At 31.1% G+C, this 18510-nt stretch carries 15 protein-coding genes; 12 read left to right on the forward strand and 3 right to left on the reverse strand.

The features are described from left to right. Positions 1 to 278: 278 nt before the first annotated feature. On the reverse strand, positions 279 to 698 hold the full coding sequence (locus NEH74_RS06710) for a hypothetical protein (protein ID WP_055305964.1): 420 nt from the start codon (positions 696 to 698) through the stop codon (positions 279 to 281). 227 nt (positions 699 to 925) lie between these two features. On the opposite strand from NEH74_RS06710, the gene NEH74_RS06715 reads away from it, so the two are divergent. Beyond that, positions 926 to 1147, forward strand: a complete 222-nt coding sequence (locus NEH74_RS06715) for a hypothetical protein (RefSeq protein ID WP_262941217.1) — start codon at positions 926 to 928, stop codon at positions 1145 to 1147. Between the two features lie 3496 nt (positions 1148 to 4643). Here NEH74_RS06715 and NEH74_RS06720 read toward each other — a convergent pair. Next, positions 4644 to 5279, reverse strand: coding sequence for a hypothetical protein (locus NEH74_RS06720; protein ID WP_262941218.1), 636 nt, complete (start codon positions 5277 to 5279; stop codon positions 4644 to 4646). Positions 5280 to 5860: 581 nt separating this feature from the next. Between NEH74_RS06720 and NEH74_RS06725 the strand changes: the two genes are divergently transcribed. From NEH74_RS06725 to NEH74_RS06775, 11 genes are all read left to right on the forward strand, one after another. Further along, positions 5861 to 8026 (forward strand): DEAD/DEAH box helicase family protein, encoded by a 2166-nt coding sequence (locus NEH74_RS06725; protein ID WP_262941219.1) that lies wholly within the window; start codon positions 5861 to 5863, stop codon positions 8024 to 8026. Next, on the forward strand, positions 8019 to 8183 hold the full coding sequence (locus tag NEH74_RS06730; protein ID WP_262941220.1) for a hypothetical protein: 165 nt from the start codon (positions 8019 to 8021) through the stop codon (positions 8181 to 8183). Before NEH74_RS06725 ends, NEH74_RS06730 begins: the two co-directional genes overlap by 8 nt. Beyond that, positions 8183 to 10168, forward strand: a complete 1986-nt coding sequence (locus NEH74_RS06735; RefSeq protein ID WP_262941221.1) for an AAA family ATPase — start codon at positions 8183 to 8185, stop codon at positions 10166 to 10168. The genes NEH74_RS06730 and NEH74_RS06735 overlap by 1 nt, the downstream gene beginning before the upstream one ends. Beyond that, a complete protein-coding gene (locus tag NEH74_RS06740) occupies positions 10168 to 10692 on the forward strand; it encodes a hypothetical protein (protein WP_262941222.1) in 525 nt (174 codons plus the stop codon). Before NEH74_RS06735 ends, NEH74_RS06740 begins: the two co-directional genes overlap by 1 nt. Positions 10693 to 10713: 21 nt before the next feature. Then, positions 10714 to 11589: a DUF4007 family protein gene (locus NEH74_RS06745; RefSeq protein ID WP_262941223.1), complete on the forward strand. Its 876-nt coding sequence runs from the start codon at positions 10714 to 10716 to the stop codon at positions 11587 to 11589. After that, positions 11573 to 15007, forward strand: coding sequence for a hypothetical protein (locus NEH74_RS06750; protein WP_262941224.1), 3435 nt, complete (start codon positions 11573 to 11575; stop codon positions 15005 to 15007). The genes NEH74_RS06745 and NEH74_RS06750 overlap by 17 nt, the downstream gene beginning before the upstream one ends. A gap of 3 nt (positions 15008 to 15010) precedes the next feature. After that, on the forward strand, positions 15011 to 15829 hold the full coding sequence (locus NEH74_RS06755; protein ID WP_262941225.1) for a hypothetical protein: 819 nt from the start codon (positions 15011 to 15013) through the stop codon (positions 15827 to 15829). Positions 15830 to 15853: 24 nt separating this feature from the next. Next, the gene (locus tag NEH74_RS06760) at positions 15854 to 16153 is read left to right on the forward strand and encodes a hypothetical protein (protein WP_195218045.1); all 300 of its coding nucleotides are present in this window, start codon (positions 15854 to 15856) and stop codon (positions 16151 to 16153) included. Positions 16154 to 16911: 758 nt separating this feature from the next. Continuing rightward, entirely contained in the window at positions 16912 to 17118 is a 207-nt protein-coding gene (locus NEH74_RS06765; protein ID WP_055276117.1) for a DUF1659 domain-containing protein, read from the forward strand. Between the two features lie 30 nt (positions 17119 to 17148). Next, on the forward strand, positions 17149 to 17385 hold the full coding sequence (locus NEH74_RS06770; RefSeq protein ID WP_055305080.1) for a DUF2922 family protein: 237 nt from the start codon (positions 17149 to 17151) through the stop codon (positions 17383 to 17385). Positions 17386 to 17699: 314 nt separating this feature from the next. Next, the gene (locus tag NEH74_RS06775) at positions 17700 to 18098 is read left to right on the forward strand and encodes a hypothetical protein (protein WP_068759605.1); all 399 of its coding nucleotides are present in this window, start codon (positions 17700 to 17702) and stop codon (positions 18096 to 18098) included. Between the two features lie 146 nt (positions 18099 to 18244). On the opposite strand, the gene NEH74_RS06780 is transcribed toward NEH74_RS06775, so the two are convergent. Next, positions 18245 to 18510, reverse strand: a 266-nt coding sequence (locus NEH74_RS06780) for a hypothetical protein (RefSeq protein ID WP_262941227.1), incomplete at its 5' end; no start/stop codon positions are given.

An 18510-nucleotide genomic window follows, 5' to 3' on the forward strand; every position in this document is an offset into this window, starting at 1 on the left:
AGTTTAGTGTTGACAATCCAGGGCATCAACAAAGCTTTGCTTTGGATTATTAATTTTCTTTATGATTATTTTTATTATTAAACGTTTTTTAGATAATAAAATTATTACAACGAAGGAAATTTAATAAAAAAGATTAATCTCAATGTAGTAGTCATCTACTATACTGAGATTAATCTTTTTCTTTTGATTCAAAAAAGGGTAGCTAAAGGTAAATTATCTGTTTTAAAATAGTGTTGATAAAGCATAAAAAAAATAAGTTGTATTTAGCTAAATACAACTTATTTTTTTACCCATGTACAATTAAAGGTATTAAACCAACTTACATAAAAAATGGTAACAATAATAGCAAAAATATTCCATATAATCCCGTTTATATTGTCGGTTTTAACTAACATAAATAAATCATAACAATAACAAATTATAAATATAAGTCCAATCCATTTCAAAACTCCCTTTTTGATAAATGAATTTAATCTTAAAAAATTCGGATTATTTCTTTTAATAAGGCCAGTAATTAAGGCGTAAAGATGAACAATAATATTGCACAAGCATATTACTAAAAAAATAGGAACGAAGATTATTAAAGCTGTAGGCTCCATCTCGTTTTCTAATGGAGTAAACATCATGTAATTATAAAGACAGTTTAGTGCGACTACACAGATTGGAATCATCAAAAACCATACTATCCACTTCTTCATTTTTATTTCTCCTTCATCCAAAAGATGGTTAAAGTAATTTTTGCACTTATTATAACATAATTACTACCAAATAATATAGATGAATTACATATTATACAAAGCCGGCGGTTCTTGTTCTGTTGAAGCGATTAGAACGAGACTTCCTGCTTTTGTGCAAGAATTGATTGTTATTTTTTGGGTAATAATGTATGATGAGGTTAATAATAGATTAAGGGGGGGGTAAACTATTGAAATATATAAAATTATTATTAGTCGTTTTAGTCATTCTCACAGCAGTATCCGTATTAATGGGGCATCAAAATAATATGCCTATTATGTTTATAATGTTAGCTATATCGCATGCTGTAAATGGATGGGAAAGGTATCATAAAAATAAAATAGAGGGTATTGTATTATGGACAACAGCAATTTTTACAGCAATATTCTCTGTATCTTTATATTTTTTTTAGAAGCTCATATTAACCTGATGATATAACTCTTAAAATAAGGATAAATTAATTTTAAAGAATAACATAATAATTAAAGCGACCTTCTTATCGGTCGCTCTAGGCAACTATTGGGGGATTTTATTATAAAGATCAAGCTAGTATAAGGGAAGTCAATAATAGTTCAGCATTAGCGCTGAGCCGTTATTTATTTTTGTTACTCCATGTTATCTTCTTATTAGGGAGGAATTTGAAATCACAAGATAAATATGAAAATCCAAACGACAGCAACAGATGTGTTTTGAGTATTCATCATCTTTTGAGATAGGGTTAAAACTTTGATCCCCATAAACATGAATTATCCCGCTACCATGCGTGATTAAACTTCAAGGCTCCTTAATAACAACAAGTAAATGGATAGGCTAATCATGCACTTGCATCATTAGCCTTTTCTTATCGTATCTTTCTCGTTTAAAGACAGTTATCACTAAATATGCAAGTCACCCATGCTCCCTTACTGCGTGCGGTTGGGCAGGTGTCTTGATATTTAGTTTGATGTTTAAGAGGGTAGCTATCGTTGTAGCGGGAGAGCGTTCTTTCTAATTACAGACTAAATCTGAGTACATGGAATTTGATAAAGCCTCAACTGTTGTTATACAACGATTGGGGCTTTATCATTATCAACAGGATAGATAAGGACGTAAATAACGGTTCATTCGAACCGTTATTTACTCGGATTACTAAATGACTATCTACTGATTAAAGAAGTAGTAAATATTACAAGACAATAAGAAAACCAACACGGTAGACTACGGTGTTGGTATCCATGTCTTTTGTGATAGGGATAGAAAAGATGATTGAAGTAACCCTAGGCATCCCGCTACAACGACAGATAAAAGTTTATCCCCAAAAAGAAAGAGTCACTAAATGATCAATCCCACCGAGTCACCCGCCTATTGGATACGTCGGGTGTGGTGTGGCTTGATATTTAGTTGGTTTATTTAACGAAGGTCATTCAGAGTAGCGGGACATCACCTAACGTTTTAAACACTAACAAATATGTATAAGTATGAAAAAAGCCCTAATGATTGCAGGGGGGAACAACGATTAGGGCTTACTTGAATCTAAATATATCATTATAAGGAAGAGTAGAAAGTAAATTTTTTTTATAAATGCTAGGGGGAGTAGTACACTAATGTTATTGGCATAAATTTTTAAAAGTATTCACCTTATTGAAAATAAGTGATGATCGTGCCCTCATTAACAAGAGAGTATTTAACTAACCATAGGTGTCCCGCTACCATGCGTGATTAAACTTCAAGGGTTCCTAATAACAACAGAAAATGGATAGGCGAATCATGTTTGACATCATTCGCCTTTTCTCATTAGAGTTTTAATCTAAAATAGAGAAATCACTAACCACCAATCCCTTTATACGTCCACATCATGCTGATGTTGGGGCCGTTAGGGCTTGATGTTTAGTTTTCATATTTAATACAGATTACCCATAGTAGCGGGAAAATCATTTCTATACCTAGTGGTAATCTTAGTACCTGGATTTCATGAAGCGGCTAACTGTTGCTTTGCAACGATTAGCGCTTCATGATCAGTAATCAGTATCTATAAAAATCGATGATCTTCATAAAACACACGCATTCTTCTAAGTGAGAGGATGCCTTACAAACCATAAGAAAACCAACACGGCATAAATGCGGTGTTGGTATCCATGATGTTTTGAGAAAGAAATCAAAAAGGCACTAAGAATAAGCATAAACTATCCCGCTACAAGAAAGTATCTGACTACATTTCCACTAAATATCAATCCACTTCCGTCATATCCTGCGGATATTTTGGAGCAGTGGAATTGCTATTTAGTGTTATTTAATAATCATATTAATCCCGCTATATTAAAGCATGGATAGGCTAATCATGTTCGCACATCATTAGCCTTTTCTTATTTGATGCTAAGGTGCAAATCTAACGATTTTTGCACTTAGCGAATTCTTTTAAAACAAGACATTCCCTAACCATTCAATCCCTTTATTTGCCCACATCATGCTGATGTTGGGGGCTTTAGGGCTTGATGGTTAGGTGTTGCTTAATAGAGGAGGCTTCTTAGTAGCGGGAGAGTGTTCTTTCTAATTACAGACTAAATCTGAGTACATAGAATTTGATAAAGCCCCAACTGTTATGCAACGATTGGGGCTTTATCATTATCAACCATATTATAAATAAGGACGTAAATAACCGTTCATCCGAACCGTTATTTACTCGGATTACTAAAGGATATCTACTGATTAAAGAAGTAGTAAATATTACAAGACAAATAAGAAAACCAACACGGTATTATACGGTGTTGGTATCCATGTCTTTTGTGATAGGGATAGAAAAGATGATTGAAGTAACCCTAGGCATCCCGCTACAAAGGAAGATAAAATCTTATCCCCAAAAGAAAGAGTCACTAAATGATCAATCCCACCGATTCACCCACCTATTGCATATGGCGGATGTGGTGTGGCTTGATATTTAGTTGTTGTATTTAACAAAGGTCATTCAGCGTAGCGGGAAATTACCTAACGTTTTAACACTAGAAAATATTTAAAAGTATGAAAAAAGCCCTAATGATTGCAGGGGGAAGCAACGATTAGGGTTTACTTTAATGTAAGTATATAATTATAAGGAAGAGTAGAAAGTAAATTTTTTTATAAGTGCTAGGGGGAGTAGCACTCTAATGTTATTGGCATAAATGTTTAAAAGTATTCACTTTATTGAAAATAAGTGATGATCGTGCCTTCATTAACAAGAGAGTATCTGACTAACCATATGTGTCCCGCTACCATTCGTGATTAAACTTCAAGGCTTCTTAATAACAACAAGTAAATGGATAGGCTAATCATGTTAGAAGAGAATTAACATCATTAGCCTTTTCTTATTGGATGTTTTATCTTAGAACAAGACAATCACTAAGCATCAATCCCCTTATTTGCCCATATCGTGCCGATATTGGGGCGTTGGGGTTTGTTGCTTAGCTTTTTTGTTTAACTAAGATTATTCAACGTAGCGGGACAGGATGTTTAATGCCTAGCGATCTTCTTCATACAAGGGGGCATGAAGCAGCTAACGGTTGCTTTGCAACGATTAGCGCTTCATGATCTAGATAATAAGTTCATAAATATGGAATGGTTCATAAAAAGATAGCTCTCTTCTAAGAAAGAAATCAACTTTTAAACAATAAGAAAACCAACACGGCATAAATGCGGTGTTGGTATCCATTGATTATAAAGATATTGATATAAAAGAAGATCGGACTAATCAGAATAATTTCCCTACAAGTATTCATTAAACTTTATTTCCCTTAACAATCCCTTCACTTGTACCACCTCGTACCGATGTTTGATTGTTGCCAATTGATGTTTAGCTGTTTATTTAACTAAGATAATTCCTAGTAGATTGTTATTCATAAAATCAATCTTCTGATTCAAGAGAACATCCATGTAGTTAGAAGATAAGAAAGTTGAGATTAAAATTTATACATTGATTCTAATAAGTTTTCGTATTCAATTTCCCCACAAACATAATTACCGAATAGGTTTAAATTATGAGCAAACATATATAGTGCATAATCAAGTGTACTGCACATTGAAGCCATATGTCCTTGAGGAGATAAAATATAAGCATCAATTGTCGTTTCTTTTTTATCTTGTAACTTTGCATATGCGCGATGATTGCCATCAATTACAACAAAACTTTGAGTAGGTTCATAAAAAGCAACAATAATCGGATTATTGTTTTGACGAGCTTTTTCAACGTGTGCCAATGTTAAATCTTTTTCAAATATGGAATCTGCTATCTTATCAAGACTTAATTGAACAATAGGCGCTCCACATTGTTTAAGTAAATCTTTTGCCTTAGCAATATTCCACGAAATTTCATAATATTGATTATCGGGAAAAATGAATTTGGAAGTATAAATTTGATCTGTCATATAATGCAACTGTTCTCCAGATTCAAAATGTTCTTGTATTCGGTGTTTGTAATGTGTGAGAGCTTCTTGAATATTAGGGATTTTACGAATAGGGGGTAATGCTAAATATTCATAAAATCCTTCTGAAGTAAATATTTTATTTAAGTTATATGGTTTAGATTTCTTAATCATTTACTCACTCCTTTTTATTTAGATTTAATGTATTATACTAAAGCTAATAGACTGACAGAACTCTTTTTTAGATATCTAGAACGGATAGGCTAATCATGTTCACACATCATTCGCCTTTTCTTATCGTATGCTAAGACTCAAATCTAAAGATTTTCGTACTTAGCGCAGGGAACCCATACTTAAACAAGGTCATCACTAAATATTCAAGTCACCTATGCCCACATACTGACGTATTGTGGTAGCGAGTGCCTTGATATTTAGTTTGATGTTTAAGAGAAGACAGGCATAGTAGCGGGATATTATTATTTGTAGATGAAGAATACATCTTAGTATTTAGAAATTGATAAAAGCCTCAACGGTTACAAGGTAACTATTGGGGCTTTTATCATTTAGCGTACATAAAACGTTAAAATACGAACTATTACTTTACAAAAAAACAAATATTTTATAAGATTATAATTTGAAAAGTATAAGATTTGAATAAGTGAGATGGAAGAGAGCATTTTAAAAACAGTTATATGGTAATGTTTGTAATCATAAATATTAATTATAGGTAATGAAATAGGTGGGATGTATATAAAATGAGTTTTTTAAATTTAGATATAAGGGATGAATATAGGAGTTTATCAAATAATGTCGTAGAAGAATTTTATACTCCGATTCTTTCAGAATCGATTATATATCAACGAGCTGTAGGCTTTTTTTCTTCTACTGCCTTATTAGAATTATCAAGAGGAATTACTCATTTAGTGAGAAATGGTGGGAAGATTCAAGTTGTCGCTTCTCCAAGACTATCTGAAGAAGATATTAATGCGATTAATAAAGGAATAGAACTTAGAGATGAAGTGATAGTTAAAAACTTGAAAGCTAGCTTATCTGAGGTGACTAACTATTTTGAAGAAGAGCGATTGAATTTAATTTGTAATCTTATTGCTAAAGGGATATTAGAAGTGCGAATCGCTATCATGACTTCTAGCGATAATCAAGTGTGTATGTATCATGAAAAGATGGGGTTAATGAGTGATAATTTGGGAAACACTATTGCATTTACAGGCTCGATGAATGAAACAAGTACAGCGTTTAATTATAATTATGAAACAATCGAAGTTTATAAATCTTGGACACATGATAGAACTAGAGTGTTAACTAAAGAAAATGCATTTAAAACCATTTGGAATAATAATGAACCTAATATAGAAGTTATCAAATTCGAAGCGGTTACAGAAGAGTTGTTTAAAAAATATAAAAAGAACGATACCATAGATTTAAATTTAGACGATGTAAATCAGCAACCGAAGGAAGTAGAAGAAGATTTAAAGACAACCGATTTTAGATTACCTTCTGATTTGCAGCTCTATGATTATCAACAACAAGCAATATCAAATTGGAAAAATAACGATTATTGTGGGATTTTTAGTATGGCTACGGGGACTGGGAAGACGATAACGAGTTTAGCCGCTTGTATCGAGCTATATAACGATTTAAAGTCTAACTTAGGCGTCATTATTGTTTGTCCGTATCAACATCTTGTAGAGCAATGGGTGGATGAAGCTAGTTTGTTTAATATGAAACCAATCATCGGTTATTCGAAATCTTCACAATCAAATTGGTACATTCGCTTAAAAAATAATATAAAAGCTTTCGAAAAAGGCACGAGGAAGCAGTTTTGTTTTATTACAACAAATGCAACATTTGCAACAGAAAAAGTGCAAAAGGTTATAAAAAAATTAACTAAAGATACGTTGATTATAATTGATGAGGCGCATAATTTTGGAGCGTATAAGTTATCTAAAACATTACCTGAAAATATTCCTTATCGAATTGCACTTTCAGCGACGATTAATAGAAAAAATGATGAAGAAGGAACGAAGTATTTATCAACATACTTTAAAGAAAAATGTATCGACTATACGATTGAAGAAGCCATTAAGAATAAACGATTAACTCCCTATTATTATTATCCCATTGTTGTCTCATTAACAGATGATGAAAGGTTTGAATATATAGAGTTATCTAAGAAAATCATCAAACACTGTAAGTTCGATAAAGATGGGAAAGTGTCAATTAGTGAAAGCGGAAAGATGTTATTAATACAAAGGTCTAGAATAGTAGCGGGGGCTGAAAATAAATTATCGACACTGAAGCGGGTGATGAAGGATCATCTTAATGATTCGCATATGTTATTTTATTGTGGTGCAACGAGTAGTAGGTATGATGATGGTGAAAAGTCAGACATTGATGAATCAGAAATTAGGCAAATTGATGCTGTCGTTGATTTATTAGGAAATAAATTAGGCTTAAAAGTCGCGAAATACACGTCGACAGAAGATATTCCAACAAGAATTCAACTCAAAGATTCGTTAGCGAGTGGTACAAGATTACAGGGATTAGTTGCCATTAGATGTCTAGATGAAGGTGTTGATATTCCAAGTATTAAAAAGGCATTTATCTTAGCTAGTAGCACGAATCCAAAAGAATATATTCAGCGTCGTGGAAGGGTTTTAAGGAAGTTTATAGATAAAGAATATGCTGAAATCTATGACTTTATAACCTTACCTTATCCATTAGAAATGAATGATATTCCATTAGAACAATTGAATTTTTATAAATCTTTAATAAAAAATGAAGTGGACCGAATAACAGAATTTTCTCAAATTTCCTTAAACCCTTCGGAATCATTTAAATTAATTAACAGTTTAATTGAGAATTATAATAAAATAATTGATTGGAGTTATGATGATGAATAAAGATGAAATTAAAATTGATAAAAGAAAACTAGATCGAATGATGATAGGTATTTTACGTTTAGAGCAAAGAAATAATAGGACAAAAACGAAAAACTTTAAAGATATGGTATATGAAATTAAAAAAATTATTACAGATGAATTAAAGGAGAATGAGTAATGTTTCTAAAATATATCAAGTTAAAGGATTTTAGACAATATACGGGTACACAAGAGATTCAATTATCATCTCCAATCCTAGGTGAAGATGATAAAAATGTTACGATTATATTAGGACAAAATACAGCGGGAAAAACAACTCTTTTACAAGCATTTAAATGGTGTTTTTATGGTAAAACAGATTTTAAAAAGGAAAATTTATTAAATAGCGATAAAGTTAATAACATGAAGCCTGGAGATCACGATGATGTGGAAGTTGAAATTTGTTTGATTCATGCGGATATGGAATATATAATTTACAGAAAACAGACATATTACATAACATCTACTGGAAAATTATCTAAGGAAGCTTCAGAAGTTGATGTGACCTTTAAAGACAAGGACGGTCAAACAATCAGTGTAAAACAAGGGCATATTGGTGATGCTATTAATGAAATTTTGCCCGAAGATTTATCTAGTTATTTCTTTTTTGATACGGAACGAATTGGGAGTATAAGTGAGAAAAGTGATGTTTCTAATGCTGTTAAAGGGTTATTAGGGTTAACTGTATTAGCTAATGCTATGGAGCATTTAAATAAAGGTGAAAAAAGTTCGGTAATTGGACAACTTAAATCTAGTTATGATGATAAGGGCAATGAAGCTATTGAAGTTATTAAGACACAGTTACATGAAAAAATTGATGAGAAAGAGAAGTTAGAAGAAGAAATTGAAAAATATAAAGCAGAGAAAAAACGTAATTTAGACATTAAAGAAGATTTAAATGAGAAATTGATTAGTCTAAAATCGGTAGCAGAGGATCAAGATAAAAAAAATAAGCTAGAAATAAGTTTAGACAACACTCGTAAAAAACAACAAGAGAAGCAAAATCAATTTAAAGTGAAGTATAACAAATCGATTTTAAGTATCGTAGCGGCTCCGTTAATTAAAGAAGTTAATAAATTGTTACATGATACGGAGGTAGATGATAAAGGAGTAATTGATATTACTTCGCGAACGATTGATGAAATTCTTAAACGTCAAAAATGTATCTGCGGAACTGAGTTTTGTCAAGGAGATGAACATTATTTAGCTTTAGTTCATGAAAAATCATTCGTGCCACCTGAATCTTTAGGAACAAGTATCAGTAAGTTTAAATTAGAAATGAACAATTGGGAAGGCAATGCTTTATCAGCATCTGAAGATTTAAATTCGTTATTTGAAAATATACAAGATTTATCTGAAAATATTGGAGATTTCCAATCGGAGATTAATTTTTTAGGTAAGAAGATATATGGTAAAGAAGACGCAAAAAAGTATCAGGAACAAATGACTAAAGTAGAAGCTATAATAAGTGATTATGAAGACAGAATTGATGAAGCGAATCAAAGGCTAGGAATACTTGGTAATGATATAGAAAAATTAAAAAAGGATTACGATTCATTAGTAGAAATAAAAGGTAAAAACATACAAATTGCGACATATATTAAATATGCAGAAGAAATATATAATACAATATATAGAACGTATTCTAAAAAAGAAAGGTTAATTCGTGATGCCTTAGAAAAAAAAGTAAACGATATCTTTACTCAGATGTATCACGGTAAAAGATATTTAACCATTGATGAAAAGTATCAAGTTACTTTATATAATGCAGGAGGAAGTGTTTCTACAGAAGCATCAACAGGACTTGAAACAGTCAAGAATTTCGCTTTTATAACGGGATTAGTTGCTTTAGCAAAAGAAAGAATTATTAATGAATCGGATGATAGTTTAAATCTTGAATCTGAAGCTTATCCGCTTGTCATGGATGCGCCTTTTTCCAATGCAGATGAAACACACGTGAAAAATATTGCTAAGTTAGTACCAGAAGTTGCAGAACAAGTGCTAATTTTTGTAATGGAGAAAGATTGGCAACATGCTAAAATAGTCATGGGAGATAAAGTTAATAAAAAATATTATTTAGATAAACAATCAGAGACCATAACGTTTATTAAGGAGTGCGAATAATGTTTCAAAAAGATTTTAGGTTTGTTGGAAAACATGCAACGTACGTTAAATTTTTAGTGAATAACGCTAAGATTTTTCAACGAAATATTGATGTATATATGCTAGGAGCTTTAATAGGGATCACTTATGATAAAACTTCGACGAAGGATATGAATTCAAATGATGATACATTAATACCAGTAAGTGCATTTATCACGGAAAAAACAAATTGTATTTTTATTTATCGCTTAGTGATGTTACTTTCTGATGCAAAGGGCGAAGAGATGAATATGGAAAATCGTTTAAATCGAGCATTTCGTGATGGTGTCGAGCAGGATGCTGAAGGTAAGATGAAGGATAATATGAACTTGTTTCATAGTTATGTGTTAGGGGGCGTAGAAAAAATTTACGAACTATATACATCAGATATTACAGGAAAAGATGAGTATCTAGAACGAATGATGGAAGTTTTGGAAGATTTTCAAGACACAGACGTTATTAAAAACAATGAACTAGACGAAGAAACACTATTAAAATATATGTAAAAGATTAGGAAGGATTAGATTATGGGATTTGGCCAACATCAAAGTTTTTATCTTCGGGAAGGATGGCTTCATAAAGGATTAGAAGCTATTAGCGAGGATAAATCACTTTTAACACGAGGCGATGCTTTTGAAAAACTAGGGATTGGTAAGAATATGTTAGCCGCGTTACGATTTTGGTTAATCGCATGTGGTGTAGCAGACTATGATTCAAAGAATAAGGTCTTTTCAATTACCAAGTTAGGTCAATTGATTTATGATAATGATTCAAATCTTAATTTGAATTTTACAAAGGCACTTGTCCATTATCAATTAGCGAAAAATGCTAATATTGCAGATAAAAGTGCCACAGTTATTTACTGGTTTTTTAATGAATTAGATGGTTCTATTTTTGAAAAGTCATTTTTACTCGAGCAATACTCAAAATGGGCGACTACTCAAAAAGATGTTTCAGATAACTCTTTAAAACGAGATATCGAGTGTCTGATTCAAATGTATGATGTCAATCAGACGTATTCAGACCCTGAAGATGTCTTACATAGTCCATTAGCTGATTTAATGTTATTAGAAAAATCAGATTATATTAATAAAGTTAATCATAATCGTATACCATCTGAAATTATCTTAATGATGATTTATGATTATTGTCATGAATCTCATATTGATTCTTTAACACTAAATGAATTAGTAAATAGTAAAAGAATGCCTGGTAAAATATTTAACTTAACACAATCAGATATCTTAGAATCGGTTTATGTCTTAAAAAAACAAGGATACATCGATTTTATACAAACTAATAATTTAGATACCATCCGTATTAAAGATGAGACGATTAACGCTGAAACAATCACGGAAAACTATTACAAAGAAAGTAGGGATTTAAATGGAACAGGTATTTAAGCCGAGTATTAATATTAAATATGATTTTAATGCTAATTCTATATTAGATTATTACATTCCAACCCCTACTCACATCGAATCAATTAATATGATTTGTCAGTCGGTTATAAACTCGAAAAATACAAATAACCACATCATCATAGGAGCTTACGGAACCGGGAAATCTTTATTAGGTTTATTACTGGCAAATTTAATTTCTAAAAAATTTACATCTGATGAATTAGATTACTTAAAAAAAGCTTTTTCAAAATATGATGATTCAATTAGTCAAAATATTAGTCAGTTAAAATCGGTAAACCTTAAATATCTTCCAGTCTTTATTAATGGAAATGAAGGGTCATTACAACATGCCATCTTGTCTAATACGTACCAAGTATTAAAAGAGAATAACCTTAATATTATTTTTAATGATAAAAAGGAACAAATCTTTGAGGCAATTAACGGATGGGAAGAAAAATTTCCAAAAACATATGAACTATTCAAAGAGTTATTAGTGGATTATGGGAAAACAATCAAGATTTTCAATGCTGAAATTGAAGCAAATAACGAAAATACGATTGAATTATTTGAAAACTTATATCGTGAGCTATCTTCGGGTGCAACCTTTAATTACAGCAATAATGATAATTTTATTACGCAAATAGAATCGATTTTATCTCAGTTAAATGAACAAGGCTATGGATTAATTTTTATCTATGATGAGTTTGGACGTTTCTTACAAACGATTCCAGAAGATAAGACGTATCTAACGATGCAGTATCTTCAAGACTTAGCGGAACTATTAGATCATGGAGTGAAAAATGCTCAATTAGTTTTAATTTCACATAAGGATATGCGTCAATATTTTGATGAAAATTCAAAGTTTAGAGATGAGTTTCAACGTATAGAAAAAAGATTTAAAAAATGTTATATCAATTCAAATAATAATATGTTTTTAAGTATTGCTGAGAATATTATCTCAAAAACTCGAAAATCTCATATTGATGCCTTTGAGTTAGAAGCACATTTAAATCAGTTAAGAAAATTTCCTATTTTTAATTTAAATCGAACAGAACTACAATCACTGGTAGTAGAAGGGTGCTATCCAATTCATCCTATTTCTTTAAGTTTACTACCTGCGTTATCAAATGTTTTTGGACAAAATGAAAGAACGCTGTTCACTTTTTTAGATTGTGCAGATACAAATGGATTAAAGTATTTTATCAATCATGAATCAGGCTATTATGTTGCTTCGAATTTATTTGATTATTTCTTCCCCGATTTAAAAAGTCTCTCACAAGTCGAAGAAAAACATCCGTTGTTAAAAACGTATTTAAAGAATAAAGGGAAAATTCCTCAAAATAAAAATGCCGTTCAATACGATAAGATGATTAATATTTTAAAGTTTATCACGTTATGGCAATTAACGAACATGAATTCTATTCAGTCTTTAAGTAGTGAATTCATTGCGTATAGTCAAAATAGTGATTTTAATGAGGTAGAGTCATTATTAAGTAAACTTCAAGCGTTTCGAGTGATTCGTTTTAATCGTCTGTATTCACAATGGGAAATTTATGAGGGAAGTTCAATCGATATTGATAAAGAAATTCAAAATAAAATATTTAATTTATCGCTGACTGATGCTGTTAAATGTCAATTAATAGAATCTAAGTTAGATAAATGTTTCATAACAGCTGATCGATATAATTTAACTAAAAAAATGATCCGATTTGCGACGATTCATTTATTTATAGATGAACAAATTATGAAAGAAGATTTAACTTATCAGTTTTCATGTCAAGATTCAGATGCACGTATCAATATCATTATTCCAACGAGTCATGATACTCAAAATCTCGAAGTGAAGGTTAAAGCATTACAAAGTAAATTTACGAATAACATTTTTGTGATTTATAATAAGCCACTAGAGATTTTTGAAAAAGACATCAAGAAATATTATGCTATTCAGTCTTTATTAGAAAATCACATGTTATTAGGTGAAGATGCCTTTGTCAAAACAGAGTTGAATATTGAGTTACAAGAAACAGACTATTACTTAAAACAATTAATTAATAAGCTCACAATGTTTCCATCAGAATCGAAATGGTTTATTCCTAACTATGATCATGAGATTAAGATTCAAAATGAATTACAGATTAAAAATATTCTTTCAGACCTGTTCTTTAGAGAATATCCGTATACACCAATGGTTAATAATGAAGCATTTAATAGAAGAAATATCGCTAATGTTCAAAAAAATGCTTCTAAAAAAGTGATTGATGCCATTCTAACTAATCCGAATGAAGACAATTATGGTATCAAGGGATTTGGTCCAGATTATCTGATTTTTGCGACGACGTTTAAAAATAATGGAATTATCAACTCCAAACAATTAGAAACGATTGAAGATGTGAACTTAATCGAGCTAAAGAAAGCTTTAACTGATAAAATACAAACAAGTTCAGTATTTGGTGAATTAGTTGAGATTTTTAGAAATAAACCTTTCGGTATTAGAGAGCCTCTTATTCCCGTTTTATTAGTGGGGTTATTACAAGATATTTGGCCGAATATGATGTTCTTTAATAAAGGACAATATATTAGTCGTGTCACAAGTGAACAATTATGTGAAATGGTGATTAACTCTGAGGGGATTACTTATCAAGTTAATAACTTTAATGAAGAAGATTTTGAATTTTTCAATCAGATACTTTCATTATTTAGTCATCATCTTTCAGAACATGTGAAGGATAAAGCTATTCAAATTAAAGCAAGTAGTGCCTTATTAGGATGGTTACAAAGTCTACCAAGATTCACTCAAATTTCAAGTTCACAACCTGAGGAGTTGCTGTTATTTAAAACATATATCAGACGTTTAGAAGTAGACCCAACTGATTCATTAAATTGGTTAAAGGCTCATTCACAACAATTAGCAACCTATAAAACATTGTTAGAAAATTGGTTTGAAGAAAAAATTGAAAGTATCTATAACGAAATTATTCATGATAACCAATTAACAAATCTTTATGACTGGGCAAAAGAAAAACTCGAGCAGAATAAAGATAATAAATTTATTAAAGACGTTCTAGCATGTAAACATGAGACATGCACAGAATTATTAAATGATTTATCATATTATTTATTTGAGTTTTATGCGACAGATTGGACAGATAATTTTACTCAAACCTTTATTAATGAGGTGAAGAATAAAATTGATTCAGTGAATCAAACGCAATTTGATCCAGATAAATATGTGACATTAAAATTAAATGATGAAACAAAATATATAATGAAAACAGAACTTACACCACGAGCTAAAACGCTATATGATAACTTACAACGAATGATTACCAACTCAGGAAAACGTATTACGAATAATGAGTTAGAGTATATTTTATACAGTATTATAGAGCAGAAGCTTGAAACAGGAGAGGAAGCATAGAAAATGTTAGCTAAAGAAGAAAGAAAGCCACTACATATTGCTATGTTTAGTGGTGGTGCATCTAGTGCATATGTAGCTTATCGTATGGTTCAACAAAATGGATTAGAAAATTCTGTCCTATTTTTTACAGATACACAATGGGAAGATGAAGATAACTATCGATTTATGGAAGAAGTCGCTGACTATATTGGATTAGAAATGACGTATATTGTAGATGGACGTACGCCAGAGGATGTCTTTTTCGATATGGGGTATTTAGGTAACTCAAGACTTGCTAAATGTTCAGAAGAAATTAAAGTCCGTCAAACGTTAATTTATATTGAAGAAAAACGTATGGAAGGCTTTGAACCTATTTTATATTTCGGAATTGGCCCACATGAAAAGCATCGTGCCGAAAATTTAACGAATTTTTATGAGCATTTTCCAATCGAACCAGTTGAAACAAGATTCCCATTAATAGAAACATTCAGAGAAGATTTAGATGCAAAACATATTATTGAAAATGAATGGGGAATTAAATTACCACGTATGTATGCACTAGGCTTTGAACACGCCAATTGTGCGGGTAGATGTGTGCGCGGGGGATACCGTCATTATGCCACGTTATATAAAGTATGGCCAGAACGCTACTTAGAACAAGAAGATATGGAACGTCGCTTTAGAGAAGAATTTAAAAAAGACGTCTCTATTTTAAAAAGAAATGGTACTCGTTTTACATTAGAAGAGTACAGAAAAATGATGGATAAAGATGGTTATGACGTGTTAGTTCAAGAAAAAGATGATGAGTCACATTCTATTCCATGTGTATGCACATTTTCATAATTAGTATCCTCAGGAGTATTGAGTATGAAAAATAAAAATAGAGAAGATTTATTACAATATGTTTTAAATGCATTAGATCAAAATGAATATATGTCTTATCAAGAGATTGTAGAAGATATTGAATATCGACAAAATATTTCTCTTGATTGTTATGATATACCAACAACCGCTGTAAAGGGAGTCATTTTAGACTATGGCATATATGCCAATGGAGAAGTTCCTAAAAGATATAAAGGGGAATTTCCGTTATTTATAGCCAATGATCAAAAAGATACTCAAAAAAGAAACGTTGAACGAATTAAATGGAAAAAAATCAATTACTAAAATTTGTTGAGTTCTCTCATCTTAGTAATTACTAGTCGTCTTATCGAATCTAAAAATTCATCTAGGTTAAATGCTTAACCCAGATGAATTTTTTATTTTATACATTTTAGTATGATATTTTGAGTATAGCTGCTACTAATGAATTAAAAATTGAACATTTCTAAAGTCACCCTCTACCTTATCTCATGTTGCTCATCAAAAGTAGTCATCCCATCTCATAGTATCCTACATACTATTGTATAGTGGAGGCAGAGGTTATAATGTGTAGTTATTTTATTTAACCAAAATATCTTATAGCAGCAAGGAGATATAAAAAACAACTGATGGGGGGAATCAGCCGTTTAATAAAAGGGATTTTATAACATAAGGAGTTTTTGGAATAGCAAGTCTTAAACTTACAATTATGTTATGGGTTATATTTCTGTTTTTATTCAAAAGCAGGGTATTTAAAGAGAAATCATCTGTTTTGAAAAAAACTAGAGTGGTTTATGTCACCACAGGCATTTTAATAATCATGTACAATCCCGCTACAAAGCAAACTCTTCATTTACTTCTATCCTAAACCTTATGGTCTTGTTACTTGCCTTGGCTACTAACGTAGTGGTGGCAGTACCAATCCCAACGTTTTAGGTAGATATATTTTAATGGAGGTCATTCACAGTAGCGGGATAGCTTTTGGATGGAAACGTAAATCGGGATATAATTAAATGGTAGGTAGCGCTACCTAAAAAACATAATGAATTCGGGGGGAATTAAAGATGCAAGATATTTATGATCGCAAGTTATCTATTTATTTAACAGCTGGTCAAGACGACGAGGGGAAAGACATTGTCAAGGCGAAGTCTTTTTCAAATGTTCGCTTAGACACAACAGATGAAGAGTTATCACAATTTGCCGAGAAGTATGTGGCATTATCATCAGGCACACACACGAAATCGGTCGTGGCTGATTATCGTATGCTTTAATAAACAATAATGATAGGGGGATAAAAGATCATGGAAGAAACATACACATTAACTTGTAAATTCAAAGACACTGAAAATAAAACACGCTCAATTGAGATTAACAATCCAACAGAAGATTTATCAGACGATAAAATTTTAGACTTCATGAACTATGTGATTGATAGTGAAGTATTAGTCTTAAACGAGCTACAACCTGACTTAAAATACGCCAGTATTGCAGGTGCCTGTTTAACAACAAAACGTGTTGAAGAAATTACATTAGTTTAAATCCATAAAGAGCCATTAAATCAGTAGTGGCTCTTTTAATTTTGACTAGGAGAAGATTATCACTCATGATAATAAAGCTGTGTTAGCCAATCTTGGTGGTAATCAATCGTTTGATAGCAGTGGTTATTGAACATTATTTTTTAAGATTCCCTCAATAACCCATATCAACATTTTTGTCTAACAGAGCCTAATAATTAAATATATAAAAATGTGTCATATGAATAAACATGAGCTTTGAAAACTGAATAGTGTGATATTCGTAAAACATGTTATAATTTAATGAAGGATAAACTATAGGAAATGGAGAAACTGATATGAGTAATTTAAAAATTATTTGGATAAATACTATAGTATTCTTTTTTGGATGGAATGCAATAATGCTTGCAGGTGCAGACTTTCCACCGCCAATTGGATTTATATGGGTGGTACTGTTGATTTCAATGTTAGACTTCATTCAATATAAATATTTACAATATTTTTTACCACAGTTGATTAAAAGAAAACATAATCTATTTGTAAAGAATCTAATCTTCTTTGTAACTGGCGGTATGGCAGTGTCGATTTTAATCTTAGCTACAAGATATAAAATAACTTTAGAAGCAAGTATATATGACATCATAATTTGGATTGCTGTATTTATTATCATAGGAATTATTTATGGGATAGTATTTTGGTTTTTCAACAGTTTCTTACTGAGAGTTTTTAATAAATAGACTTTATTCAAAGGTTAATGAATTTGAAAAAGTGGCACAAAAAGAGTATCGCCAAGCATGGAAGAGAGCGTTTGATTTACTAGAAGAATAATTGAGAATAAAAAAAGGCAGTTAAGTAGCCATTCGTTACCTAACTGCTTTTTTTGTTATTTAAGAACTTTATTAGATATGTTAAACAACTCTTCAATTTCATCTGTTGTATAGGTTGTTTGAATCCACATCATTTTATTGTAGTCAAATTGATTAACTAAATGTTGTTCATTTGTCATTAGGGTAGAAATCCAAAGGTGATCACCGATTCTATACATCCTTACATCAAATCCATAATAATTCTCTTTTTTTGATTCCAACATTGCTATTCCTCCTAAACGATATGTATCTATGTTTCGGTTTTCAAAAGGGGCACTTACTG

This window comes from Turicibacter sp. GALT-G1 (assembly GCF_025594995.1).
Lineage (GTDB): Bacteria > Bacillota_I > Bacilli_A > MOL361 > Turicibacteraceae > Turicibacter > Turicibacter bilis.

Excerpts from the sequence above, each read along its gene's own strand:
- NEH74_RS06710 (WP_055305964.1), bottom strand. The coding sequence starts at position 698 with ATGAAGAAGTGGATAGTATGGTTTTTGATGATTCCAATCTGTGTAGTC.
- NEH74_RS06720 (WP_262941218.1), bottom strand. The coding sequence starts at position 5,279 with ATGATTAAGAAATCTAAACCATATAACTTAAATAAAATATTTACTTCA.
- NEH74_RS06725 (WP_262941219.1), top strand. The coding sequence starts at position 5,861 with ATGAGTTTTTTAAATTTAGATATAAGGGATGAATATAGGAGTTTATCA.
- NEH74_RS06730 (WP_262941220.1), top strand. The coding sequence starts at position 8,019 with ATGAATAAAGATGAAATTAAAATTGATAAAAGAAAACTAGATCGAATG.
- NEH74_RS06735 (WP_262941221.1), top strand. The coding sequence starts at position 8,183 with ATGTTTCTAAAATATATCAAGTTAAAGGATTTTAGACAATATACGGGT.
- NEH74_RS06740 (WP_262941222.1), top strand. The coding sequence starts at position 10,168 with ATGTTTCAAAAAGATTTTAGGTTTGTTGGAAAACATGCAACGTACGTT.
- NEH74_RS06745 (WP_262941223.1), top strand. The coding sequence starts at position 10,714 with ATGGGATTTGGCCAACATCAAAGTTTTTATCTTCGGGAAGGATGGCTT.
- NEH74_RS06750 (WP_262941224.1), top strand. The coding sequence starts at position 11,573 with ATGGAACAGGTATTTAAGCCGAGTATTAATATTAAATATGATTTTAAT.
- NEH74_RS06755 (WP_262941225.1), top strand. The coding sequence starts at position 15,011 with ATGTTAGCTAAAGAAGAAAGAAAGCCACTACATATTGCTATGTTTAGT.
- NEH74_RS06760 (WP_195218045.1), top strand. The coding sequence starts at position 15,854 with ATGAAAAATAAAAATAGAGAAGATTTATTACAATATGTTTTAAATGCA.
- NEH74_RS06765 (WP_055276117.1), top strand. The coding sequence starts at position 16,912 with ATGCAAGATATTTATGATCGCAAGTTATCTATTTATTTAACAGCTGGT.
- NEH74_RS06770 (WP_055305080.1), top strand. The coding sequence starts at position 17,149 with ATGGAAGAAACATACACATTAACTTGTAAATTCAAAGACACTGAAAAT.
- NEH74_RS06775 (WP_068759605.1), top strand. The coding sequence starts at position 17,700 with ATGAGTAATTTAAAAATTATTTGGATAAATACTATAGTATTCTTTTTT.